We start from the raw sequence: 25235 nt of genomic DNA on the forward strand, positions 1-25235 counted from the left end.
AACACCTCCCTGTTCGAGGCGGCTCGCGCCGTCATCCCCGGGGGAGTCGACTCCCCCGTGCGCGCCTTCGGCTCGGTGGGCGGCACGCCGCGGTTCATCGCCTCGGCGAGCGGCGCCCATGTCACCGACGCCGAGGGGCGGAGCTACGTGGACCTGGTGGGCTCGTGGGGCCCGGCGCTCCTGGGCCACGCCCACCCGGAGGTCGTCGCCACGGTCCAGGCGGCGGCCGCCCGCGGCCTGTCCTTCGGCGCCCCCACCGCCACGGAGACGCTCCTGGCCGAGGAGGTGCGCCGCCGGGTGCCGTCCGCGCAGAAGGTGCGTTTCGTGTCCACCGGCACCGAGGCGACGATGACGGCTGTGCGCCTGGCCCGCGGCGCCACGGGCCGCGACCTGGTGGTGAAGTTCGCCGGCTGCTACCACGGGCACAGCGACGGTCTGCTCGCGGCGGCCGGCTCGGGCCTGGCCACCGGCGGCCTGCCGGGCAGTGCGGGCGTGCCCGCGGCGGTGGCCGCCCAGACGATCGTCCTGCCCTACAACGACGTCGCCGCCCTGGAGGCCTGCTTCGCCGAGCGCGGCGCCGAGATCGCCGCGGTCATCACCGAGGGCGCCCCGGCCAATATGGGCATCGTGCCGCCGGCGCCCGGCTTCAACGCCGCGATCCGCCGGGTGAGCGCCGAGCACGGCGCGCTCATGATCCTCGATGAGGTCCTCACCGGCTTCCGGGTGGGCCCGGCCGGCTGGTGGGGGCTGGAGTCCGTCGACGGCTGGACCTCCAACCTGCCGGTCTTCGCGGCCGAGACCGCCGCCGGCGCCGCTCCTTCTGAGCCCGCCGACGCCGCGGCCCCCTCCTGGCCGGGCGCGGACTGGCACGAGCGCGCCGCCTGGGTGCCGGACCTGGTGACCTTCGGGAAGGTCGTGGGCGGCGGGATGCCGCTGGCCGCCGTCGGCGGGAGGACGGAGGTCATGGACCTGCTGGCACCGGACGGCCCCGTCTACCAGGCGGGCACGCTCTCGGGGAACCCGCTGGCCACGGCAGCCGGCCTGGCCACGCTCCAGCTGGCCGACGACGCCGTCTACGCCTCAGTGGCCGAGCACGCCCGGACCATCGGCGAGGTGGTCTCGGCGGCCCTGAGTGAGCAGGGCGTGCCCCACCGCGTGCAGCGGGCGGGCTCGCTGTTCTCCTTCATGTTCGGGCAGCGGGCCGCCGATGAGGGCGTGAGCGACTATGAGGCCGCCCGCGCTCAGGAGACCTGGCGCTACGGGCCCTTCTTCCACGCCTTCCTCGAGGCGGGGGTGGGTCTGCCGCCGTCGGTCTTCGAGGCCTGGTTCGTCTCGGCCGCACACGGCGAGGCGGAGCTGGAGGCGATTGCGGCTGCGGCCCCGGCGGCCGCCCGCGCCGCCGCCCGGGCGACGGCGAACTGAGTTACCTCAGCGGGCCCCGCCCCTTAAGGCCGCCAGGGCGGCGGGGCGAGGGCGGCCTCGTAGGCGGCGACGTCGACGTCGGCGTTGAGGCTGATGACGATGCGCATCCGGGAGTCGGGGTGGGCCGCCAGCCAGCGGCCGATCGTCTCCAGGGTCACCAGGGCGGCCTGCCGCTTGGGGTAGCCGAAGACGCCCGTGGACAGTGAGCACAGGCCGACACTGCCCAGCCCCGCGGCGTGTGCGACGTTGAGGACGCTCGTGTAGCACGAGGACAGCAGGCGCCGATCCTTCAGGGTCGGCCTGCGCCCGTCCTCGATGACGGGCCCCACCGAGTGGATGACGTGCTGAGCCGGCAGGTGGTAGCCGCCGGTGAAGACGGCCCGGCCGGCGGGCTCCCCGCCCTGACGTCGGGTGGGGTCGAAGGTCTCCGCCCAGGTCATGTAGCGGGCGCACTCAGCGCGCAGGGCAGGCCCGGCGACGGCGTGGATGATGTTGTCGATGCAGCGGTGCCCGGGGGCGAAGCAGCCGAGCATCCCGGAGTTGGCGGCGTTGAGGACGGCGCCGGCGCGTAGCCGGGTGAGGTCGCCACGCCAGAAGGCCACGTTGCGGCCCAGCAGGCCGGGCACGTGGTCGGTGATGGCCAGGGGCGGGATCTCGGTGGCGTCGACCATGCCGCGCTCGGCGGCCTCGGCCTCCAGGAGGGTGTCGAGGTCGGCGGCGATGTCCTCGGGCAGGGGCGCCGGGGGGCGGGCGGTGAGGAGGAAGTCGAGCATGGTGCGCAGCTCGTCGGGGTCGGTGGGGACCGTCGAGTCGATCCAGTCCGTGGCCCCCTCGGGGTCGGAGCGCAGGAAGGCGTAGACGAGGTGGCGCACCAACGCGTCGCGGCCCGAGGCACCGACGGGGACCGCCCATCGGGCTCTGACAGCGTGACTGACGTGGGACTCCAACTTCACGCGGGCCATCATAGGATATCAAAACGTAATGTTCTGCCCTTGGGTGGGCGAGCCGGGTAACAGACGGCGACATCGCCCGGAAACGGCGGGTTTCCGGGCGATGTCGGACGGTTGGAGGGCCGGAGGACGGCCCCACGGTGCGTGACGGATCAGGCCTGTGCGCCCGAGGCGGCCTCCTCCTCGGCGATCTTGGCTTTGAGCTCGTCCATGTCGAGCTCGCGCACCTGCGTGATGAGAGAGTCCAGCGCGGGGGCGGGCAGGGCGCCGGCCTCGCGGTAGACCAGCACATTGTCACGGAAGACCATGAGCGTGGGGATCGAGGAGATGCCCAGGGCCCCGGCGAGGTCCTGCTCAGCCTCGGTGTCGACCTTGGCGAAGGTGATGTCCGGGTTGGCCTCGGAGGCCTTCTCGTAGATGGGGCCGAAGCGCATGCACGGGCCGCACCAGGAGGCCCAGAAGTCAACGAAGGTGATGCCCTCGCCGTGGATGGTGTCCTTGAACTCGGGGCCGGTGATGTTCTTGGTGGCCATGAGCGTTCCTTTCAAGATTGCGGAGACATATCGGTTCCACTGCGGCCAACACGACCAGGGCCCAGCCTATTCCTGGGGCCGTCCGTCCTCTTGCCGGGGCCGCTCGGCCTGCCACCGGCACCACGCATCCTCCTGCCGTTGCCGCCCACACTCTTACCGGCACCACTCGCCCCCCTACCTCCTGCGGCCGGGGACACTCCACGCGGCCGGGTGCACACCGCCCCGGACGGGGACACCCTGCGCGTCCGGGGACAGGAATCCGGTCCCCGGACGCGCAGACTGCCCCCGGCCGCACAGAAATGTCCCCGACGACGTCAGAACCTCCCACGGACGCGAGTGACAGCTTCCGACCTGGCGACTCCGATAAATTGGACGCCGTGGAGCCATCTGAGGACAGTCCTTTTCTGGACAGGCTCGCGTCCGCCCGCCTCACCGCACGCGAGCTCGACGTCGCCCGTTTCTATGAGCACAACCTGCCCGGCGCCGCCCTGCTCAACCTCGAGGAGGTCTGCCGCACCGTGGGGGTCTCCTCGGCGACGGTGGGCCGGTTCGCTCGCAAGCTCGGATACTCCGACTTCCGCGCCATGAGTCGCAGCCTGCGCATCGGCGTGCGCGAGGAGCTGTCCTCACCGGTTGATCGCCTCCGGCAAATGCATGACGACGCTGCGTCGTCACCCCGGTCCGTCCTTGAGCAGCGCGTCGGCTCAGCTCAGGAGGTGCTCTCCGGATGCTCCTCCGCGATCGATACGGAGGCATTCGCCCGCGCCTGTGCGCTGGTCGGCGACACCGATCGCCCCCTCTACCTGGGCGCTGTCGCCACGGGACGACCCCTCATGCAGTACTTCGGCCTCCTGCTCTCCTACCTCAGAGGCGGTGTCACCATCCTGGACGGCACCGACCACTGGGCGCACGCCCTGGCCGGACTGGAGGCCGACGCCGTCGTCCTCGTTGCGACTTTCGACCGCCACCCGGCTCCCGTCGAAGCCCTGCTGCGCCTAGCAGGCCGACGCGGCGCAGCCTCGATCCTCCTGACCAATCGGCGCACCGGGCCGCTCGTGCCCCTGGCGGACATCCTTCTGACGACGCCGCTAGTCACCCAGGAGGCGATGTTCCGGACACGGGCGGCCACACTCGTCGTTCTCGAGGCGATTTTGGACGCGGTGGCAGCCGAGCACCCTGAGCACCTCCGCGCCGAGAGGGTCGAGGAGACCTTCGCCCTCATGCGCGGTTACCTGTAGCGGCTCCGCCAACCGCCGAACTCCGCCTCGGCCGACGCACCAACGCACCAGTACCGATGGACATATCGGAAGAACGAGCGTTAGTTTACTTCCATAATCCAACAACATCGTCACTAAACTGACGATCGGCTCCGCTCACTTTGGAGGAGACCACATGTCGGCCAAACCAACCATCATCACCAATCCCTTGACCAACCGTGGCACCGCTTTCACTGAGGAGGAGCGGCGTCGGCTCGGACTCATCGGCCGTTTCCCCTCCGCCGTCGAGACCCTTGACCAGCAGGCGACTCGGGCCTACGCACAGCTGACCGCCCAGCCCACGAACCTGGACAAGTACGTCTTCCTCGACCAACTCCACAACCGCAACGAGATCCTCTACTACCGGGTACTCGCCGACCATCTCGCCGAGCTGTTGCCGATCGTCTACGACCCCACGGTCGGCGAGGCCATCAAGAAGTGGAGCCGCGACTACCGCCGGTCGCGCGCCGTCTACCTGTCCGTGGACCGCATCGAGGACGTGCGACCCTCTCTGGAGGGTCTGGGTCTGGGGCCCGACGACGTCGACCTGCTCGTTGTCTCCGATGCCGAGGAGATCCTCGGGATCGGGGACTGGGGCGTCAATGGCACCGACATCTCCGTGGGCAAGCTCGCCGTCTACACAGCGGCCGCCGGCATCCACCCCGAGCGGGCAATCGCCGTCAACCTGGACTGCGGCACGGACAACGAGGCCCTCCTCAATGACCCCGCCTATCTGGGCAACCGTCACGCGCGCGTGCGCGGCAGGCGCTACGACGAGCTCATCGACGAGTACCTGTCCGTTGCGGCCGAGCTCTTCCCCCGCGCGCTGCTCCACTTCGAGGACTTCGGCCCGTCCAACGCGCGCCGAATCCTGCTGGCCAACCGGGAGAAGTACCGCATCTTCAACGACGACATGCAGGGCACCGGTGCGATCGTCATCGCCGCGGTGGTCTCCGGCATGAGGGTCACCGGCCAGAGCTTCGCCGACCAGCGCCTGGTCGTCTACGGCGCTGGTACCGCGGGCACCGGCATGGCCGACCAGATCCACGCCGGCATGGTCCGCGACGGGCTCAGCCCCGACGAGGCGCGCTCCCGCATCTGGCTCATCGACCGCAACGGCCTCGTCACCGACGACATGGAGGGCCTGCCCGACTACCAGCAGACCTACGCACGGCCGGCCTCCGAGGTGGCGGACTGGACCCGCGAGCACGGCAGGATCGGCCTGCTTGAGACGGTGCGTCGGGTTCACCCCACGATCCTCATCGGAACCTCCACGGACCACGGGGCCTTCACCCGTGAGGTCATCGAGGAGATGAGTAGCGGCGTCGAGCGCCCCATCGTTCTGCCGCTGTCCAACCCCACCGAGCGGATCGAGGCCATGCCCGCCGACGTCATCGCCTGGTCCGGCGGCAAGGCGCTGGTCGCCACCGGCATCCCGGTGGAGCCCTTCGAGTACGAGGGGACCACGTTCACGATCGGCCAGGGCAACAACGCCCTGCTCTACCCGGGCCTGGGGCTGGGGGTCACCGTCTCCGGCGCGAGCCGGGTGACCGACGGCATGCTACTCGCCGCCGCGCAGGCCGTCGCGAGCCAGGTCGATCCCACCAGCCCAGGTGCCTCCCTCCTGCCTCCGGTGGAGAACCTGCGTGCATCCTCGGCAACGGTCGCCGTCGCGGTCGCCCGCCAGGCCGAGGCCGACGGCGTCGCCACCGCGAGTCACGACAACCTCATCCAGGCGGTCCAGGACGCCATGTGGCAGCCGGTCTACCCCGAAATCAAGGCCTGAGCCGCCGGCTGACGGGAGCAGAAGGACGGCGCGCGGCCGGGCTCACCGCCCGGACCGCCGCTCTGCTCCTGGACTCAGGCCAGTCCACCCACGCCGCGGTAGCCACCGTTGAACGGCTCAACGAGCTGCTAGGCACCCGTTTCACGTTGCTGCTTACCTGGTCACAGGTCACGCTCGCCGACGCCGATGGGGCCGTAGCCGCGCTCCAAGCCATTCGCCCTGTAGCGGTGCACATGGGACGCGCGACTCTCATCCAGTACCGTCTGAGTGCCATCGGTTCACTGAGCCTCGACGAGCTGGAGGACCTGCTGGAGAAGGCGGAGGCCCAGCCCTCCAGCCCTACCTGGATGTTCGCCCTGGCGGCGGGCCTCGGCGCGAGCCTGCTCGCACTCATCTTCGGGGCGCACCACACACCGTCAGTCGCCCTCGCCTTCGCCGCGGCGGGAGCAGGCGGCCTCGCGCGGCGCGCATTGGCAGAGCGGACGACGGCAGTCGCCCAGACCTTTGCCGCTGCCCTCATCGGCGGTCTGGTCGGCGCACTCGCCGTCCACCTCGGCTGGACCGGCACGGCTCGGCTCGTGGCCGTGTGCCCGGGGATGGTGCTCGTGCCCGGCCCCCAGGTCCTCAACGGTGCCATCGAGATCGCCGAGCGCCGCCACGACATGGGCCTGGCACGACTGACGGACGCAGCGCTGACGATCTTGGCCATTAGTGCGGGCATCATCGGAGGCCTGCTCATCGGCGGCACTGGCCTGCCGCTGACCGCGACGACCGACGCGATCCCACTGTGGCTCGACGTCCTAGCCGCCGCCGTCCTCGCCATGTGCTATCCGGTGTACTTCTCCATGCCGATTAGGACCTTCGGCTGGGCGTTCCTGGCCGGCGGGCTCGCGCACGCGGCGCACTGGGGCGCACTGACGCGGTGGCAATGGAACGCGCCCGCTTCCTCTCTACTGGCCTGCCTGGTGGCAGGCGGCCTGCTCACGCCGGTGTGCCACTCACGGCACATTCCTTTCGCGGGGGCGGGCTTCGCCGCGGTCGTGGCCCTTGTACCCGGCGTGTACCTGTTCCGCGCTGCCGCAGGGACACTGAGCCTGGTGGGAGAGGCGCACGCGGAGGCGGCACTGGAGGCGACAGCGAGTGATCTGGCCACGGCCGTCATCATTGTGCTGGCGATGGCAGTCGGGTTGGTGGTGCCCCACCGGATATGGATCCGCCTCGCGCACTAGGGCGTTCCGCGCGTCGGGGGTAGCGCGACCTCCTAGCCAGGGACATTCCACGCAGCCGGGTGCGCGCTGCTCCGGAGGGGGACACCCTGCGCGTCCGGGGACAGGATCCCGGTCCCCGACGGCGTCGAACGCCCCCGGCCGCACAGAAATGTCCCCGACGGCGTCGAATACACCCCAACCAGGGTGAATGGTCCCCATGGGCAGGGGATACCCACTGCCCACAGACTTGACTCGCCGGCAGCAACCGACCTGCCATCAGCTTTCAGGAGGGGGAACCATGGCGATCTACATCCGCACCCGCCCCACCACCGGCATCAAGGTACTCGGATGCCTGGGTGCTCTGGCCGCCGCCGGCATCGCGCTCCTCTACCCGACCGCCCTAGTCCTGGCCGCCTTCGCCCTGGGTTCCCTGGACGAAGCCGTCGCCTACCCGGAGGACAACGAATCGGTAGCCAACGCCGCGACTATGGTAGGGGTGATACCGGCCATCTACAGCTTCGTACTGACGACCATCACCTTCGGGGCGACCTTCTGCTTCACGGGCACGGACCAGTGGTTAGCCAAGGGCACGACAGTGAGCCATCAAGATATCGCGTCGGCACGGTTCCTTCATGTCGCCCAGGGCCCCAACAACCGCACCGTGGGCATGCTATGGGCGATACTCGCGGGCGCGCTGCTGGTGGCTTCCCCATTCCTCGTGATAGCCGTCCCACACCCCCTGATCTACAGCGAATCCACCCAAGAGCTGGTCGATGAGGCCACCTGGGGCGTGTCCCTTCTGATCATCATGCTCTTCGTGGCACTAGTGCATGCCGCCGCACGCCGGCGGGCAAGCGCGGTGCGCCTGAGGTCGTACGGCATGGCGGTTGCGGACCCGAAGTCCTTCTCCCTCCCCCTGCCTTCCAACCGTGGCAACCTCAGCATCCAGGAGGTTCCGGCACGCTTGGGTCGCGTGAAAGTGCAGGCCATCTACGCTCCACCCACCGGAGGTGCCGAGCCGGGGCGGCCGGTCATCATCCCGCGCCTTGGCCTGACAGTGAAATCCTCACGGCTCGACGACGCCCGCTCCCGGGTCGAGGCCCGGCTCGACGAGGTCTGGCGCGCCAGCCAGCTGATACGTACCTCAACCGAGCAGGACGAGGCCTCCGATGCCCCGACATCGGAGGCCGAGACGAATCCGGCTCACCAGCCACGGCAGCCCAACGCAGACGCTGACAACGACCAGCCCCAAACAGACAACACCCTTCCAACGAGTGACGGCTCCACCACCTAACCCAGCCCTGCACAGTGCGGCCGGGGACATTCCACGCGGCCGGGTGCGCGCTGCTCCGGAGGGGGACATCCTGCGCGTCCGGGGACAGGATTCCGGCCCCCGACGGCGTCGAACGCCCCCGACCGCACAGAAATGTCCCCGACGGCGTCGAAGGCCCCGCTCACAACGGATCCCCGCGGCGGCAGTCACCGGCGCGCAGCCCCACACATGCCCGCTTCCAGACACCCACCCACCTACGATGTTTGACAAGTCCTCAATGTATGCAATCTACTCCCTTGGGATGTCATACAATCACCATTAGACTGACATCTTGGATGTGAGCATGTTCGTCGACGACACCATGGGGGAGCTGGTCGACATCACCGGCTCCGACCCGGTGACCGGCAGCTGGCGGCACAAGGCCTTCATCCCCGTCCCACTCGGCTCCGACGAGCCACCCCTCAGCGGAGGCACCTACCGGATGGTGGCAGCAGCCGGCCGTGCACTGGCCGCCCTCGACGCCACAGCCCAACAGCTGCCGAACCCCTACCTGCTGCGAACCCCCTCCCTACGGCGCGAGGCTCAGTCGACGTCGGCCTTGGAGGGGACATACGCCCCCCTGCGCGAGGTGCTCACCGCCGACGACGACGCCCCCGCGACCGCCGAGATGACGGAGATCCTCAACTACGTCCGCATGGCCAACAGCGGTTTCCTGTGGGCGCAGGAGGGGCGCCCTATCACCCTGTCACTCATCGAGGACCTTCAAGGCGAGCTCATGCGGGGGACTCCGCTCGAGTCGACCTCAGGTCGCCTGCGAGACACCCAGGTCATGATCGGCCGCCGCCCCGGCGCACACAGCGCGGCCCCGGTCCATGCGTCCCGGTTCGTTCCCGCACCACCCGGGGATCCTCTTCGCGCCGGCGTGCGAGCCCTCGTCGACTGGCTGCATCGGGACCACGCGGGAGACATCGACCCGATCATCGCCGCAGGCATGGCCCACTACCAGTTCGAGACCCTTCACCCCTTCCAGGACGGCAACGGTCGCCTGGGGCGGTTCCTCATCGTGCTCACCCTTCTGAGCTCGGGTGTTCTCAGCGAACCCACGCTGACGGTCTCGCCGTGGTTCGAGGAGCGTCGCGCCGAGTACTACGACTCGTTGCTGCGAGTCAGCACCCACGGCGACTGGGACACCTTCCTGGCCTTCTTCTCCCAGGGACTGGCCGCGGCGGCCACCAGCACGCGTCATCAGATGCTCGCTCTGGCCACCGCGCACCAGAGTCTCAAGGAGACGGTGCGCGCCTCCAGCCTGCGGTCCGCTCACGCCCTTGACCTCGTCGACTTCGCAGTCGCGAATCCGAGCTTCACGGTGCGCAAGGTCGAGGCAGCCCTTGGCATCTCGTACGGGAGAGCCAACAGCCTGGTCGCCCAGCTGACTGACATCGGCGTGCTCGACGTCGTCGAGACCGGCTCGCAGCCTCGCCGCTTCGCCGCCACCGCCGTCCTGAAGGTCCTGCTCGCCTGAGCCCGGCTCACTCTCCAAGACGGCCGGGGACATTCCACGCAGCCGGGCGCACACCATTCCGGCCGGGGACATCTTGCGCGGTGGGGGACAGGATTCCGGTCCCTGGGCGCGCAGACTGTCCCCGACCGCACAGAAATGTCCCCGACGGCGTCGAATGCCCCCGCCCAGCCAGAAGCCCCCATAGGCAGGACGAGCCCGGCACCCGCACACTTGACTCCCTGGCACATCCGACGCCGTCGGAGCGGAGCGCGAACCCAAGACCGCCCCGCTGTCATGTCTCGAGGAAGGTGACCCATGGCGATCTACGCCCGATCACGCCCGACCACCGGCATCAAGGCGCTCGGATGCCTGGGCGCTCTAGCCGCCGTCGGCCTTTCCGTCCTCTACCCACTCGTCCTGTTCGGTGCCTCCTGGCCCCTGGGGAAAGTCGACGAAGCCCTGATGGCCGACCCCAGTGAACCAAGTCGGGCAGTCACCCCTGCGTCGCACTTGATCACCTGGACGACCCTCTACAGCTTTATGCTGACAGCCCTCTGCTTCGGCGCGGCCTTCTGTTTCGTGGGCATCGACCAGTGGCTGACCAAGGACGCCATGATGTCCCACCGCGACGTCATGGCGGCGCGATTCCTCCACGTCACACAGGAGCCCAGCAGGCGCACAGCGGGCCTGCTGTGGGCGATGCTTGCAGGCACGCTGCTGGTGGCATGCCCGATCGCCCTGATGGCGGTCCCGAACGTCCTGAGCTATATCGGGATCTACACCGAGATCTATATCGAGCCCACCCGGGAGCTGGTCGATGGGGCCACCTTGATCCTGCTCCTGCTCCACATCCTGCTCTTTGTCGCCATGGTGCGAGCAGCTGTGCGCCGTCGCTCGAGCGCGGTGCGCCTGAGGTCGTACGGCATGGCGGTTGCGGACCCGAAGTCCTTCAGCCTCCCCCTGCCCTCCGATCGCGACGACCTCAGGGTCCAGGAGATTCCGACGCGCCGGGGCCGCGTTCAAATACAAGCCGTCTACTCCCCACCCACCAAGGGCACCGAGCCGAGCAGACCGGTCCTCCTCCCTCGGCTCAGCCTGACAGTGAAACCCTCACGACTCGACGACGCCCGATCCCAGGTCGAGGCCCGGCTCGACGAGGTCTGGCACGCCAGCCAGCTGATACGAACCTCAACCGAGCAGGACGAGGCGACCCCCGCACCGACCGCACAGCCCGAGCCAAAGCCGGCCTGAGAAGCGCCGTCCTCGTCTTTGCCGACGGGGACATTCCACGCAGCCGAGCACACACCACCCCAGCCGGGAACATCCTGCGCGTCGGGGTGCGCTTTCTTCCAGACAGGGACATCCTGCGCGTCCGGGGACAGGATTCCGGTCCCCGGACGCGCGGACTGCCCCTGGCCGCACAGAAACGTCCCCGACGGCGTCGAACGTCCCTACCCAGGTTGAATGACCCCCATGGGCAGGAGGCACCCGCCGACCCTGCGACGCTTACCTTCACACCAGAGGCGCCTGTCCCTCTTGCGCCGACGCGGACAGCCATCCTGATGACGCTGCATTCCATTATTCGGCGGAGTCCAACCGCCGACACGGACGATTTTCTTCACTACACTTCTCGACGACAGCCCATAGGGAGAGGCTGACGCTGACGCACCAAGACTCCGTCTCCGCGGCCCGCGTCAACGCACCTTCATAGGAAGATCGATAGACACGACATGAGCGACATCAATCCTCTTCAGTCACTCCGGGCACCAATAACTGCAGCCCTCAGCGTTTTCGTCGTATTCGCCATCAGCAACCTGCGCGACGCCGGCACCGACTCCAACAGGGCGAGCCTCTCGTTCTATGTTCTCTCCATCATTTTCTGGTCACTATGCATCGGTGTCGCCGCCTGGAAATCACCGCAGGCTCAAGCAGCCTCGAGCATAACATTCACCTTGACAGCCTTCGTGGCAACGCAACTGCAATCAGAATCCGCCTTGACAGCCTTCGTAGCGAGACAGATGCAACTCGAATCGGGCGCCGAACCAGGAATAGAGCACAGCGACTTCACTTCAACCGGACCGACCCTATGGGCCCTTTCCGGAATTATGTGCGGAGCAACATTCGCAACCGCATGGACCATATCCCATCACGCCGATCGCTACCCAGACGAGATTGACAGCATTTTTCAGCCCGATAGAATCTTCGCCGCCACGGCAGCCCGCATCTTCCCACTCCTGGGTCTGATCACTTCAAACGGCTTCCAATCAGACACCCCTACAATCAATACGGGAACTATAATCCTAACGTTTCTCTCAGGTTTCTCCTTGACTGCACTCACAGCCATCTCGCCTATCGCTCCAATCTCCTTTCTGGGAATAACGCTGGCATGGATTCACATCACCAACAATGCGGAGCACACCCGAGATGTCAGCATGGAAGTGATATCCCTTCCAGTGATCGCGACAGCAGCCACGGCTGGACTATTCACCATGTACAACCGCAAGAAGCCATGGTCAACCAAGTCGAAGTAAGTCGCAGTTCCCATGCCCGCCACAGCAAAAGGGCGTCCGTGAATAACGCCCCCTTTCAGTGGCTACGAGCCTCCATCGCCATGGCGCTCACAGCGATTCTTGCCTCAATGTTTGCCCTACCCTCGGGCGCATACCTGACAGAGCCGCACCAAGATTGAGAACTAGATTACTCTTGTCTCTACACCGCTGATTTTCCCTCTGGTGACATGGAATCACCCACCCATCCAGGTGCACGCCGCCCCAGCCGGGGACATCCTGCGCGTCCGGGGACAGGATTCCGGTCCCCCAACGCGCAGACCGCCCCCATCCGCACAGAAATGTCCCCAACGGCGTCGAACGTCCCCGGTCGCAACGAAATGTCTCCGACGGTGAGGGCGACACGGTTCTGCCCCATGCGGCGTCTACTATCGGAGCATGCCAACCGAAAACAGCCCGGGCACTCGGCTGCGGGTGTGGGAGCGGGCCACGGAGTGGCCGCTGACCGGCGCCGCCGTCGTCTTCCTGGGCGCCTACGCCTGGGAGGTGCTCACCAACGCGCAGGGCGGGACCAAGAACGCGGCCGAGCTCATGATCGACGCCGTGTGGGCACTGTTCGGCGTCGACTATCTTGTCCGCCTGGCACTGGCACCAAGCCGGGGTCGCTGGTTCCTCCGCCACCTACCCGACCTGGCGATCATCGTTCTGCCGTTCCTGCGGCCGCTGCGGCTCCTGCGCCTGGTGACGCTCGTGAGCATCATGCAGCGCAGCGCCGGCACCGCGTTGCGCGGGCGCATCACCCTGTACACGGTCGGCAGCGCCGCGCTGCTCATCTTCACCTCGGCACTGGCCTCGCTGGATGCGGAGCGTCATGAGCCGGGCTCCTCGATCCGGACCTTCGGCCAGGCCCTGTGGTGGGCGCTGACGACGTTCACCACCGTCGGCTACGGCGACACCTTCCCAGTCTCCAGGGAGGGGCGTTTCATCGCGGCGCTGCTCATGATCGGCGGGGTGGCGCTCGCCGGCGTCGTCACGGCGACCCTGGCCTCGTGGATCGTCTCGCTGGTCGATGAGGAGAACGCCGAGCAGGAGGCCGCCACGCAGGCGCAGGTAGCAGCCCTGCAGCAGCAGGTCGACGAGCTGAGCGAGCGCATCGACCGTCTTCTGGAGGCACACGACTCGGGTCGGCAAGGGCACGCTCCGCCTCCCGAGCCGTCGTCGTCCACCACGCAGTAACCGAGCCGGGCACTTCTCGCGCAGCCCGACAGAATTCCTGTTGAGTGCCGCGAGAAGTGCCCGGCTCAGCGAAAGAGAAGACCCCGTCAGCCCCGCAGCTCGGCGGCCACCAGCTCGGCGAGCTCGACGGCGTTGAGGGCCGCGCCCTTGCGCAGATTGTCCCCCACAGCGAAGAACTGCAGGCCGTGGCCCGGCGCGAAGGCCTGGTCGGCGCGCAGACGCCCCACGAAGGTACCGTCACGGCCGGCGCCCTTGAGGGGGCTGGGCACGTCCTCGTAGGTGACGCCGGGCGCCGCCTCCAGCAGCTCGCGGGCGCGCTCGACGCTGATCTCGCGCTCGAACTCGGCGTTGATGCTGAGCCCGTGGCCGGAGAACACTGGGATGCGCACGCAGGTGCCGGAGACCAGCAGGTCCGGGATCCCCAGGATCTTGCGGGACTCGTTGCGCAGCTTCTGCTCCTCGTCGGTCTCACCGGAGCCGTCACCGGCGTCGCCGCCGGCCCAGGCCACGGCGTTGAAGGCGATGGTGTCGACGTAGACCTCCGGCGCGGGGAACTCGACGGCCCGTCCGTCCAGGGCCAGGCCCTCCATGTCCTCGTTCACGACGGCGCGCACCTGCCCGGCCAGCTCGGCCACCCCGGCCCGCCCCGAGCCGGAGACGGCCTGGTAGGTGGAGACGATGAGGCGGATGAGCCCGGCCTCCTCGTGCAGCACCTTGAGGGCCGGCATGGCCGCCATGGTGGTGCAATTGGGGTTGGCGATGATGCCCTTGGGGCGCTCGCGCAGCGCATGCGGGTTGACCTCGCTGACCACGAGCGGCACCTCGGGGTCCTTGCGCCAGGCCGAGGAGTTGTCGACGACGACGGCCCCGGCGGCGGCGAAGCGGGGGGCGTGCTCGCGCGAGGCCGCGCCCCCGGCAGAGAAGATGGCGACGTCGATGCCGGCCAGGTCCGCAGTGGCGACATCCTCGACCTCGACCTGGGCGCCGCGGAAGTCCACGACGGTCCCGGCGCTGCGGGCCGAGGAGAAGAAGCGCACCGAGCGGGCGGGGAAGTCGCGCTCGGCCAGCATGGCGCGCATGACGCGGCCGACCTGGCCGGTGGCCCCCACGACGGCGACGGTGACACCGTCGGCCACTCCGGTGTAGGTGTTCACGGGATTGCTCATCGTCCGGTCCCTCCGTAGACGACCGCCTCGGCGGCCTGGGCGTCGAGGCCGAAGGCGGAGTGGACGGCGCGCACGGCCTCGTCGAGTACGGCGTCGTCGACCACCACCGAGATGCGGATCTCGGAGGTGGAGATCATGTGGATGTTGACCCCGGCCTCGCTCAGCGAGCCGAACAGGCGCGCCGAGACCCCCGGGTTGGAGCGCATGCCGGCCCCCACCAGGGACAGGATGCCGATGTCGGGGTTGAAGTGCAGGCTTCGGAAGCCCAGCTCCTCGCGGGCGGCCTCGAGGGCCTCGCGGGCGGTGGCGGAGTCACCGTCGGGGCAGGTGAAGGAGATGTTGGTCAGGCCGGTCCCCTCGGCTGAGACGTCCTGGACGATCATGTCGATGTTGGCGTCGGTTCCAGCCACGATCGCGAAGATGCGGGCGGCGGCGCCGGGGACGTCGGGCACGCCCACGAGCGTGATCTTGTCCTGGCTACGGTCGTGGGCGATTCCGGAGATGACGGGGGCTTCCACGTGGTCCTCCTTGGCGGTCGGGCGGGGTCGGGCCTGGGCCCGTGCGGCGATGGCATTGCGGTGCGCGGTGTCGACGACGGAGGCCGAGGGCCCGTCGTCGAGCCCGGCGGGGTCTGAGGACGAGGCCGGAGCAGCTCCCGCGGCCTCGCCGGCGGCCTCCGGGCTCGCGGCACTGGGGGCGTTGGGCGCGCTGTCGGTGTCGGCGGCGACGACGTCGTCGAGCTGGGCGGCCACGACCGAGGGCACGAAGGCGCCCTCGCGGCGGCCGTCGTAGATCCAGGTCCCGGTCTTGTCGGAGAAGGAGGAGCGCACGTGCAGCGGCACCCCGAAGCGACGGGCGTACTCCACGGCGCGCAGGTGGAGGATCTTGGCGCCGTGGGCGGCCAGCTCCAGGGTCTCCTCACTGGAGAGGGACTCGATGCGCTTGGCGGTCGGGACGATGCGGGGATCGGCGGTGAACAGGCCGTCGACGTCGGTGTAGATCTCGCAGACGTCGGCGTTGAGGGCGGCGGCCAGGGCGACCGCGGTGGTGTCGGAGCCGCCACGCCCCAGGGTGGTGGTGTCCTCGACCTCGTTGATGCCCTGGAAGCCGGCGACGATGGCGACCGCGCCGGTCTGGATGGAGCGGGCCACGCGCTCAGGCAGCACCCCGACGATGGATGCCTTGCCGTACTTGGAGTCGGTGAGGACACCGGCCTGGGCACCGGTGTAGGCCTGTGCCGGCACGCCGAGCTCGGTGACGGCCATGGCGAGCAGGGCCATGGAGATGCGCTCCCCGGCGGACAGCAGGATGTCCATCTCACGGGCGGGGGCGTCGGTGGTCAGGGCGGCGGCCTGGTCGAGGAGCTCGTCGGTCGTGTCCCCCATCGCGGAGACGACGACAACAACCGTGTTGCCGGCCTGGCGGGTGGCGACGATGCGCCGAGCGACGCGCCGCATCGCGTCGACGTCGCTGACGGACGAGCCGCCGTACTTCTGGACGACCAGTGCCATATGGCGCTCCTCGGGTCCTGGAATCAGTGCGTGTCTAGCATCAGGTGCTCCGCGCCGGTGCGGGCGTCCTGGCAGGGGGCTTCCGGGGATGGAGCCGTCGCCGCGCGGCGCCCACGACGACGTGGCTGGGGCAAGCATACGGTGCGCCGTGTTGCCGGCACATCACGCGGTTCGGAGCCTGCGGCCAACAACTCGCGGCCCACAGCCGGCGGCCAACACTTCGACCGAATCTTCAGAAACGACCCGGAGCCGCGTCGTTTCTGAAGTTTTTGTCGAAGTGTCGGAGTGAGGCGGGCTCGGGCGCGCACCATCACCGTCGCCCACGTCGTCCCCGGGGTTCCGCCCACCAGGCCCGGCCGACGACGTAGCCTGGTCGTATGAGCATTGAAGTCTCCCAGCTCACCCGGTTCTTCGGTCGGGCACCGGCGGTGCGCCGGCTGGACATGTCGGTGCCCGGCGGCGCCGTCACCGGCCTGGTCGGCCCCAACGGCGCCGGCAAGACGACACTGCTGCTCATGCTGGCGGCCCTCCTGGCCCCGGACTCCGGGACGATCCGGGTGGCGGGCCTGGACCCGGTCACCCAGTCGCGCGAGGTCCACCGCGCCGTGGGCTGGATGCCCGATGCCTTCGGCACCTGGGACTCCCTGACCTGCACCGAAATCCTCCTGACCTTCGCCGCCGCCCAGGGCATGGACGCCGATGCCGCCCGCCCCCGAGCCCTTGAGATGCTCTCCCTGGTCCACCTCGACGAGATGGCGCGCACGCCCGCCCGGGTCCTCTCCCGCGGCCAGAAGCAGCGCCTGGGCCTGGCCCGCGCCCTCATCCACGCCCCCAAGGTCCTGCTCCTGGACGAACCGGCCGCCGGCATGGACCCGCGTTCGCGCGCCGACCTGCGCGTCCTGCTGCGCGACCTGGCCTCGGGCGGCACCACGATCCTGCTCTCCAGCCACATCCTGTCGGAGATGGAGGAGATGGTCGACGGCGTCGTCTTCATGTCTCACGGGACCGCCGTCGCCTCGCCGTCGGGGTGGGCTCCGGCGCCCGGCCAGGCGGGTTCCGGCGCCACAGCCCCGGTCCCGGTGGGGCGGACCTGGCGCATACGGGCCCTGGACGCCGGGCGCCTGGGCGAGTGGGCGCGCTCCACGCAGCTGCCCGTCACGGCGGAGGAGGACGGCGCCGTGCGCGTCCCGGTCGCCGACGACGCGGCAGCGTCCCATCTGCTGCGCGAGGCCGTCGAGGCCGGGGTGGAGGTCGTCTCCTTCGCCCCGCTGTCCGGAACCCTGGAGGAGACCTACCTGGCTCTGGAAGGAGAACGCCGATGACCTGGACCGGTGTGCGCACCATCATGGTGCTCGAGCTGCGTCAACGGGTGAGGGCCACGCGCTGGCGCATCATGCTGGGGATCTGGCTGGCGGTCCTCGTCCTGCTGTGCGGAGGGCTGGTGATCACCGTCGAGGTGCTGATGCCCAACAGCTCCAGCACGGAGTACCTCTTGTCCCTCTATGACCTGGTCGTCTGCTTCGTGCTGGGGATCGGGCTCATCGTCGCTCCCACGCTGTCGGCGACGTCCATCAACGGCGACCGGGCCGATGCGACCCTGGCGCTGCTGCAGGCCACGGCGCTGCGCAGCCAGGAGATCGTCGTCGGCAAGCTGCTGGCGGCCTGGGTGGCGGCGATCGCCTTCCTGGGCGTGGCCACACCCTTCCTCATCCTCCTGACGGTCGCGGGCGGCTCGCACTGGCTGGGGCTCCTCGCCCACCTGGTCATCCTCGTCTTCACGCTGGGGGCGGTGTGCGCCATCGGCCTGGGCTTCTCGGGACTGACGGCGCGCCCCTCGGCCTCGGCGGTCCTGACCTACCTCGTGGTGGCCGCCCTGACTGTGGGGACTCCCCTGGCCACGGCCATCTCCGCCTCCCTGGTGACCGGCCCCCAGACGGTGGTGACCTACAGGGTGGACTACGACGACTCATCCGATGAGAAGGTCGTGTGCGAGCCCGAGCCTGAGATCAGGACCCACGACGTCACGCGCACCGACTGGATCTGGTGGATGCTGGCCCCCAACCCCTTCGTGGCCCTGGGGGATGCGACCGCCCACGCGCCGCAGCAACCGGCCTCGGCCTCCTTCGGAGACCCGGCCTCCCTTCTGTCCCTGACCGGGCAGGGCGTCGACTTCATGCGCAACCCGCAGCCCGAGCGGGTCGTCCGCAACTACTGCGAGGACCGGAAGGACTCCTTCGACCATCCCTCCAGCAGCCGCAGCAGCCGTGACGACGGGGGCCCTTTGGCCAGGCACCTGGCCTTCTGGCCCGCGAGCATCGTGGTGCTCATGGCCCTGGGGGCCGGCGGCGTGGTGACGGCCAGCAGGCGTCTGCGTGTGCCGGCCGGCAGGCTGCCGCGCGGCGTGCGCCTGGCCTGACCCTCCATTCCTCCCATCGAGCCGGGCGTTTCTCGCGTAGCCCCACCGTTTCTCCGTCGAGATGGGCGAGGAGCGCCCGGCTCGGCCGAAGGCGGGACGGTCAGTCCTCGACGCGGCGTCGGCCCTCGAAGGCCCGTCCGAGGGTGACCTCGTCGGCGTACTCCAGGTCGGCGCCCACGGGCAGGCCGGAGGCGAGCCGGGAGACGGGCACGGCCATGGTGCGCAGCATACGGGTGAGGTAGGCGGCGGTCGCCTCGCCGACGACGTCGGGGTCGGTGGCCAGGATGACCTCCTCGACCTCGCCGTCTCCCAGGCGGCTGAAGAGCTCGCGCACGCGCAGGTCGTCGGGGCCGACACCGTTGATGGGGTCGATGGCGCCGCCGAGCACGTGGTAGAGCCCCCGGTACTCGCGGGTGCGTTCGATGGCGACGACGTCCTTGGGCTCCTCGACGACACAGATGACGCGCTGGTCGCGGCGGGGGTCACGGCAGATGGCGCACTGGGGGGCCTCGGCGATGTTGCCGCAGGTCTCGCAGAAGCGGACCTTGGCCTTGACGGCGCGCAGGGCCTCGATGAGGCGCTCGACGGCGGCCGAGTCGGCGGCCAGGACGTGGAAGGCCATGCGCTGGGCGGACTTGGGGCCGATGCCGGGAAGCTCGCCGAACTCGTCAATGAGGTCCTGGACGGCGCCTTCGTAGACGGCGGGCATGTCAGCGTCCTTCCTGGGTCACGGTGACCTCTTCGATGACCTGGGCGCCGAGGATCCGTTTGACGACCTCGAGCCCGACGACGCCGGCGTCCTCGGCGTCGGGATCGTCCTCGCTGGGGGTGTCGTCGGCCAGGGAGTCGGTGTCGGCGTCCTGGGCGGCGGCGCGGGCGGCGGCCATGGCGGCGGCCAGGCGCGAGCCGGCGATGCCCGACGGCGCCCAGGTGGACTCGTCCTCGGGTGGGGCGCTCGAGGCGCTGGGCTCCTCAGGTGCCGGGCCCGGGCTGAAGGGGCTCGACGGCGTCCCCTCCCAGGTGACGGGGGCCAGGCCGGGCGATCCGGCGGCGGGCTCAGGGGTACCGGGCACCCCGGGGATGCTGCCGCCCCCGGGTGCCTGCGGGGACGGGGAGGCGGGAGTCTGCTGGAGGGACTGGGGGGCGGCCGGAGCCGACGCGGCCCCGCCGGGAATCTCCGGCAGGGCGCGCAGACGGTGGACGGTGGCCAGGGGCGCCTCGTCGGGCGCCTGCGCGGCGGGTGCGGAGCGGGACTGTACGGGTGAGGCTGAGGCCGCAGGGGCCGATGTCGGGGCCGGAGCGGAGTGCGGGCCGGCGGGCGCGGGTGTCGCGGGCACTCCCAAGGAGGAGGCGCCCGGCGGTGGGGAGGAGGGCGCGGAGGCCGGTGCTGACTGGGTGGGCACGGTTCCGCCGCCGGGGACGGCGACCGGCCCCCAGCCGTCGTCCGGGTCGGTGCCGCCGGCGGCGGGAGCGGGCGCTGAGGCCGGCGCCGGGGCCGAGCCTCCGCCGGGGATGGCGACGGGCCCCCAACCGTCGTCGGGATCGGTGGGGTTCGCGGGAGCCGTCGACGCCATCGGGGTCGCGTGGGCGGCGGGCGCCGGGCGCGCGTCAGCGGGGACGGCCGGGGATGCTGGGGAGACTGCCTGGAACTCGGTGGGGGCGGCGCCGGCCTGAGCCGGCTGCGGCGCCGGTGAGGTCGCGGATTCCTGCGCGGCGGGGGCCGGGGCGGCGCGGCGTCCAGCGGAATCGGTGCGCTGAGCGGGGACAGTGGGCTCATCGGCACCGACGTACCCGGAGTCCTCGGCGTAGGGATCGGCGCCCCAGTCGTCCTCGGGCGGGGGCTCGAAGATCGGGGAGCCGTCCTCCCAGGTGGTGGAGGCGGGCCGGTGGGCCTCGGGTCGGCCGGTCGGCTCGACGTCGGTCGGCCGCGAGGGTGCTGCAGCGGGCGACTGTACCGCTGGGCCCTGGGCGGGCCGACCGGTGTCGGCAGCACTGGTGCGGTCTTGGGTTGTCAGCGCCCGGGGCGCGGGAGCGGATGAGGCGACCGGGGCCGCCGCATCCTCGACCGAGCCCTGGCCACCGGCGTGCGTCCCGGCGCCGTTGACGTCCTCCGCCTCGCCGCCGGCAGCCGAACCGGCCGAATCGAAGACTCTCGCTTGCGGGACGGCTCCGCTCGGGCCGGCGTCGGGGGCGCCGCCGTAGGAGCCCTGCGGCCCGCCGTGGCCGGTGGCGTGGCCGACGTCGTAACCGGGAGCGCTCGCATCTCCTGCCCCAGTGGGCGCACCGCCAGGTCCTCCGGGACCGTGCGGGCCGCCGGAGCCACCTGGTCCCCCCGGCCCGTCGTCGCCGGCGACGATGGCGTGCACCTCGAGGCGCAGGCCGAGGGCCTGGTGGAGGGCCGCGGAGAAGATGGGGCCGTGTCCGCCGTTCTCGAAGGCTCCCACGAGGCCGGGAGCGGCGAACAACAGGGTGAAGACGCCCCCGGAGACGGTGCCCGGTCGGGAGTTGGGGCCGACCAGCGCCCAGGTGGCGCGCCGCGAGCGCTTGGCCGCCTCGAGGACCTCCTCCCAGCGGGTGCGGATCATCTCCGCGTCAGCCGCCTCGCCCCCGCCCGGGCCGCCGGCGGTGCCGGCGCCTCCCTGGGCAGCGGGTGCCGAGGGCGCGGCGGGGGCCGTCCCCCAACCGGCGTCGGACTGGGGTGCCTGAGGGGCTGCGGGCGCGCTCGGGGCGGCCGGGGCGCCGGCCGACTCGACTCCGTGTGAGGACTGTTCGGCCACTTGCGAGGCCGGCGCGGCCGAGGGTGCGGAGAGGCCCGGCGAGGCGGAGGCTGACGACGCCGCCCAGGTGGAGGGCCCCTGGGTTGAGGCGCCGTCATGCGGGCCGTCCCAGCTGACGGCGGGGCCGGCCTGAGAGGCCGGTGCGGCTGACGTCGGGTCCGTGGCGGGTACCGGGGGCCCGGCAGGGGCCGCCCCCCAAACGGCGTCGGACTGAGGTGTCTGCGGGTCCACGACGGGTGCCGAGCTCCCGGCTCTCCCCGGTCCCCCGGCGTTCTCAGGCGGCTGGCCCCCGCGTCGGCCGGCGGCGTCCGCGGAGGCCCGGCGGGCGATCTGGGCGGCCATCTCGCGTCCGGAGCCGACGGGCACGGCGCCGGCGGCGTTGCCGACCGCGCCGGCACCTGCGCCACCGGGGGCGGGCGGGGCCGTCGGCCCGGCGCTCCCGGCCGGTCCGGTCGGACCACCTGCGGCTACAGCACCGCCGGCTCTGGCAGCGCCGCCGGCGGGGATGAGCAGGCGGGCCACGAGCAGCTCGAGCTGGAGTCGGGGGGAGGTGGCGCCGACCATGGCGGTCAGCGCCTGGGCGGTGGTGTCGGCGGCGCGGGAGAGGGCGGCGGCCCCCATGGTGCGGGCCTGAAGGTCCATGCGCTCGAGCTCATCGACCGGCATGGAGCCGAGCGCCGCACCGGCCTCGGAGCCGGCCAGGGCGATGACGAGGAGGTCGCGCAGGCGGGCCAGCAGGTCCTCGACGAAGCGGCGGGGGTCGTGCCCGGAGGAGACGACCCGGTCGACCACCCGGAAGACGCCGGCGCCGTCGGATGCCGCGATGGCGTCGACGCACTGGTCGAGCATGGTGGTGTCGGTGTAGCCCAGCAGGGCGACGGCCCGCTGGTAGTCGACGCCGCCGTCGTGCGCTCCGCCGATGAGCTGGTCCATGACCGAGAGGGTGTCGCGCACGGAGCCGCCGCCGGCGCGCACCACGAGGGGGAAGACGCCGGGGCCGATCTCGACGCCCTCGGCTCGGCACAGGTGGCCGAGGTAGCCCTCGAGGGTGTCGGGCGGGACGAGGCGGAAGGGGTAGTGGTGGGTGCGCGAGCGGATGGTGCCGATGACCTTCTCCGGCTCGGTGGTGGCGAAGATGAACTTCACATGCGCGGGCGGCTCCTCGACGAGCTTGAGCAGTGCGTTGAAGCCCTGCGCGGTGACCATGTGGGCCTCGTCGAGGATGAAGATCTTGTAGCGGTCGCGGGCCGGGGCGAAGGCGGCGCGCTCGCGCAGGTCGCGGGCGTCGTCGACGCCGTTGTGACTGGCGGCGTCGATCTCGACGACGTCGAGGCTTCCGGGTCCGCCGGTGGCCAGGTCCCGGCAGGAGGGGCAGGTGCCGCAGGGGGTGTCGGTGGGGGCCTGGGCGCAGTTGAGGCAGCGGGCCAGGATGCGCGCCGACGTCGTCTTACCGCAGCCGCGCGGGCCGGAGAAGAGGTAGGCGTGGGTGACGCGGTCGGCCCTCAGCGCCGCCATGAGCGGAGCGGTGACGTGGTCCTGCCCGATGACCTCCTGGAAGGTGTCGGGGCGGTAGCGGCGGTACAGAGCGGTGGTCACGGCCCGAGCCTAATCGGCCGGGCCGACCCCGTGCGAGGGACCGGGTGAGTCGGGTTCCATCTGGCACGATGGGGAGCCGGCGCGCCGCCGACTGGAGAAAGGGAGGAACCATGCCTGTCACCGAGGCGCTTGTCACCCGCAACGCCGTCTACTCGGCCGAGGTCCTCTCCAGGGGCGGTCTGGCGGCCAAGGGTGCGCAGAAGGTCGCCGTCGTCGCGTGCATGGACTCGCGCGTGGACGTCTTCGCGGCCCTGGGGCTCGTCCCGGGCGAGGCTCACGTGATCCGTAACGCCGGAGGCCTCGTCACCGAGGACACGATCCGTTCTCTGACGATCAGCCAGCGCCTCCTGGGCACCGAGGAGATCCTCCTCATCCACCACACCGACTGCGGCATGCTCTCCTTCACCGACGAGGAGCTCTGCCGCACCCTGGAGGAGGAGACGGGCGCGCGGCCGACCTGGGCGCCGGGCTCCTTCACCGACCTGGCCGACAGCGTGCGCCAGTCAGTCACCCGCATCAAGGCCTCGCCGTTCGTCCCCCGCGCCGACGCCGTGCGCGGCTTCATCCTGGACCTGGCCACCGGCCGCCTGGAGGAGGTTGACGCCGCCGAGGCCTGATCCTCGAGGGCCTCGACGGCACTGCACGAGGTTGGGGACCCGCCCGGGCACGTGAGGACCCCTCGCGCACCCGCCAGAGCCTGCTTACCCTTGCTACCTTCCGGTCCTGGGGGATTCGCTGGATGACGCCGCACGAGGGGCCGAGCGAGAGACTACCTGATCCGGCCCCCGGTTGCGAACCGCCCCCACCAACCTCGCGTGACAGATCCCACCGCCCCGGGCTGGCCCCGGGGATGGGCGTTCCGATATATTCCTTTCTCGTTGCACGTGGTTGTAGCCGCGTGGAGCACCTGGAGGATTCGCCTAGTGGCCTATGGCGCACGCTTGGAAAGCGTGTTGGGTGCAAGCCCTCGGGGGTTCGAATCCCCCATCCTCCGCCACCACCCCGGAATCTCCGCGATTCCGGGGTCTTTCTATACCACCCTCACTGCCCGCCGCCCCACAGGAACCGGCAGGGATCTCTCCCCATCGACGCGGCCACCGCCTCCTGCCACCATGACCTCATGCGCACGAAGACCTCATCCCTCATCGCCCTGCCGACCGCGCTCCTTCTCGCTCTGAGCCTCAGCGCCTGCGACGAGGATGCGGTCAGCACTCCCTCCACTCGTCCCTCCTCCTCGGCCAAGGCCGACTCCACGGACTCCCCCAAGGACAAGGACGCCCGGGACTCCGACGACGACTCCTCGGCCACCCCCGAGGCCGACGCCTCAGCCGACTCCAGCGCCGGAGCGGATGGCGATGCCAAGACCGTGGGCATCCGCGACCTCAAGGCCGGCGACTGCATCTCCGAAATGGTCACCGGGACCAAACACGGCGAGACGGGCTCCACGGGCGCGAAGCTCGTCGACTGCTCCGCTCCCCATAAGTACGAGGTGACCGGAACGGGGCAGTCCTCAGCCTCCAGCTACGCCGAGGCGAACACCCCGGAGGAGATCACCACCGTCTGCACTCCGGTACTGGAGAGCTACGTGGGCTCCCCCTCCAAGGCCAAGAAGTACCAAGTAGCGGCCCTCGCCCCTGTGCAATCCTCCTGGGACCAGGGGGACCACTCCTTCGTCTGCTTCGCCCAGAACCCGGATGAAACACCATTGAACAATTCCATCAAGAACTCCTAGTCTGTCCTCATCGAGCTGGACGACCGCGCACGGGCGGACCACTGGTTGAGGAAGACCACTTCTTCCTCCCAACGCCTCGCGAATGCTGTCCAGCCTCCCACTCCGGCCGGGTGGCGACTCTCCGTTTCTCCGTCTCATGTCGCCACCCGGTCCTTATCCCAGATTTTTTCAGCGGACTTTTCGAGCGTGGCCAGGTTCCTGCAGAAAACCGGCACAATCCCACCATTCCGACTGTTACGGTTCGACGCATGAGCACCCGGACCACGCTCCTCGCCCTCCCCATCGCAGCCGTTGTCGCCATGGGGCTGACCTCCTGCAGCCTGTTCTCCTCGGACACCACCACCGCCACCAAGGATCTCGAGGTC

19 protein-coding genes, 1 tRNA gene and 1 other RNA gene are annotated in these 25235 nt (G+C 70.1%); 14 read left to right on the plus strand and 7 right to left on the minus strand.

Translation table 11 applies throughout. The features are described 5' to 3' along the window. Window positions 1-9: 9 nt before the first annotated feature. Window positions 10-1422 (plus strand): glutamate-1-semialdehyde 2,1-aminomutase, encoded by a 1413-nt coding sequence (gene hemL / locus BKH28_RS04790; RefSeq protein WP_430515698.1) that lies wholly within the window; start codon window positions 10-12, stop codon window positions 1420-1422. A gap of 23 nt (window positions 1423-1445) precedes the next feature. Here the strand turns inward: hemL and BKH28_RS04795 are convergent, their stop codons facing one another. Then, a complete protein-coding gene (locus tag BKH28_RS04795) occupies window positions 1446-2387 on the minus strand; it encodes a macro domain-containing protein (protein WP_075417720.1) in 942 nt (313 codons plus the stop codon). A 137-nt stretch (window positions 2388-2524) separates the two neighbouring features. Beyond that, window positions 2525-2905 (minus strand): thioredoxin family protein, encoded by a 381-nt coding sequence (locus BKH28_RS04800; RefSeq protein WP_075417721.1) that lies wholly within the window; start codon window positions 2903-2905, stop codon window positions 2525-2527. Between the two features lie 377 nt (window positions 2906-3282). Here BKH28_RS04800 and BKH28_RS04805 point away from each other — a divergent pair, with 377 nt between their 5' ends. The 8 genes from BKH28_RS04805 to BKH28_RS04835 all read left to right on the plus strand — a co-directional run bounded on the left by BKH28_RS04805 (window position 3283) and on the right by BKH28_RS04835 (window position 13672). Then, entirely contained in the window at window positions 3283-4143 is an 861-nt protein-coding gene (locus BKH28_RS04805) for a MurR/RpiR family transcriptional regulator (RefSeq protein ID WP_075417722.1), read from the plus strand. A 154-nt stretch (window positions 4144-4297) separates the two neighbouring features. Next, entirely contained in the window at window positions 4298-5947 is a 1650-nt protein-coding gene (locus BKH28_RS04810) for an NAD-dependent malic enzyme (protein WP_075417723.1), read from the plus strand. Continuing rightward, complete coding sequence (locus tag BKH28_RS04815; protein ID WP_075417724.1) at window positions 5914-7176, plus strand: threonine/serine exporter family protein; 1263 nt, start codon at window positions 5914-5916, stop codon at window positions 7174-7176. Before BKH28_RS04810 ends, BKH28_RS04815 begins: the two co-directional genes overlap by 34 nt. 277 nt (window positions 7177-7453) lie before the next feature. Continuing rightward, the gene (locus tag BKH28_RS04820; protein WP_075417725.1) at window positions 7454-8449 is read left to right on the plus strand and encodes a hypothetical protein; all 996 of its coding nucleotides are present in this window, start codon (window positions 7454-7456) and stop codon (window positions 8447-8449) included. A gap of 316 nt (window positions 8450-8765) precedes the next feature. Continuing rightward, the gene (locus BKH28_RS04825) at window positions 8766-9950 is read left to right on the plus strand and encodes a Fic family protein (RefSeq protein ID WP_256695491.1); all 1185 of its coding nucleotides are present in this window, start codon (window positions 8766-8768) and stop codon (window positions 9948-9950) included. Between the two features lie 294 nt (window positions 9951-10244). Then, on the plus strand, window positions 10245-11180 hold the full coding sequence (locus BKH28_RS04830) for a hypothetical protein (protein WP_075417726.1): 936 nt from the start codon (window positions 10245-10247) through the stop codon (window positions 11178-11180). A gap of 479 nt (window positions 11181-11659) precedes the next feature. Next, window positions 11660-12460, plus strand: a complete 801-nt coding sequence (locus BKH28_RS13305; protein ID WP_143224067.1) for a hypothetical protein — start codon at window positions 11660-11662, stop codon at window positions 12458-12460. Window positions 12461-12874: 414 nt separating this feature from the next. Further along, window positions 12875-13672, plus strand: a complete 798-nt coding sequence (locus BKH28_RS04835) for a potassium channel family protein (protein ID WP_075417727.1) — start codon at window positions 12875-12877, stop codon at window positions 13670-13672. Between the two features lie 86 nt (window positions 13673-13758). Here BKH28_RS04835 and BKH28_RS04840 read toward each other — a convergent pair whose 3' ends face one another. Beyond that, window positions 13759-14838: an aspartate-semialdehyde dehydrogenase gene (locus BKH28_RS04840; RefSeq protein ID WP_075417728.1), complete on the minus strand. Its 1080-nt coding sequence runs from the start codon at window positions 14836-14838 to the stop codon at window positions 13759-13761. Beyond that, the gene (locus BKH28_RS04845) at window positions 14835-16349 is read right to left on the minus strand and encodes an aspartate kinase (RefSeq protein WP_075417729.1); all 1515 of its coding nucleotides are present in this window, start codon (window positions 16347-16349) and stop codon (window positions 14835-14837) included. The genes BKH28_RS04840 and BKH28_RS04845 overlap by 4 nt, the downstream gene beginning before the upstream one ends. A 377-nt stretch (window positions 16350-16726) precedes the next feature. Between BKH28_RS04845 and BKH28_RS04850 the strand changes: the two genes are divergently transcribed. Continuing rightward, window positions 16727-17671 (plus strand): ABC transporter ATP-binding protein, encoded by a 945-nt coding sequence (locus tag BKH28_RS04850; protein WP_075417730.1) that lies wholly within the window; start codon window positions 16727-16729, stop codon window positions 17669-17671. Beyond that, on the plus strand, window positions 17668-18765 hold the full coding sequence (locus tag BKH28_RS04855; RefSeq protein ID WP_075417731.1) for an ABC transporter permease: 1098 nt from the start codon (window positions 17668-17670) through the stop codon (window positions 18763-18765). Before BKH28_RS04850 ends, BKH28_RS04855 begins: the two co-directional genes overlap by 4 nt. A gap of 100 nt (window positions 18766-18865) precedes the next feature. On the opposite strand, the gene recR is transcribed toward BKH28_RS04855, so the two are convergent. Together recR and BKH28_RS13770 are read right to left on the minus strand one after the other, a co-directional pair. Further along, a complete protein-coding gene (gene recR, locus BKH28_RS04860; protein WP_009401940.1) occupies window positions 18866-19474 on the minus strand; it encodes a recombination mediator RecR in 609 nt (202 codons plus the stop codon). A 1-nt stretch (window position 19475) separates the two neighbouring features. Next, window positions 19476-23138, minus strand: coding sequence for a DNA polymerase III subunit gamma and tau (locus BKH28_RS13770; protein ID WP_075417732.1), 3663 nt, complete (start codon window positions 23136-23138; stop codon window positions 19476-19478). Between the two features lie 110 nt (window positions 23139-23248). Between BKH28_RS13770 and BKH28_RS04870 the strand changes: the two genes are divergently transcribed. Next, window positions 23249-23755, plus strand: a complete 507-nt coding sequence (locus tag BKH28_RS04870) for a beta-class carbonic anhydrase (RefSeq protein WP_075417733.1) — start codon at window positions 23249-23251, stop codon at window positions 23753-23755. 50 nt (window positions 23756-23805) lie between these two features. On the opposite strand, the gene ffs is transcribed toward BKH28_RS04870, so the two are convergent. Further along, an RNA gene (gene ffs / locus BKH28_RS04875) (signal recognition particle sRNA small type) lies at window positions 23806-23900 on the minus strand. A gap of 147 nt (window positions 23901-24047) precedes the next feature. On the opposite strand from ffs, the gene BKH28_RS04880 reads away from it, so the two are divergent. Together BKH28_RS04880 and BKH28_RS04885 are read left to right on the plus strand one after the other, a co-directional pair. Beyond that, window positions 24048-24135: transfer RNA gene (locus tag BKH28_RS04880), tRNA-Ser, on the plus strand. A gap of 123 nt (window positions 24136-24258) precedes the next feature. Continuing rightward, on the plus strand, window positions 24259-24870 hold the full coding sequence (locus BKH28_RS04885) for a septum formation family protein (RefSeq protein ID WP_075417734.1): 612 nt from the start codon (window positions 24259-24261) through the stop codon (window positions 24868-24870). Window positions 24871-25235 lie beyond the last annotated feature (365 nt).

It is taken from the genome of Actinomyces oris (genome assembly GCF_001937665.1).
Lineage (GTDB): Bacteria > Actinomycetota > Actinomycetes > Actinomycetales > Actinomycetaceae > Actinomyces > Actinomyces stomatis.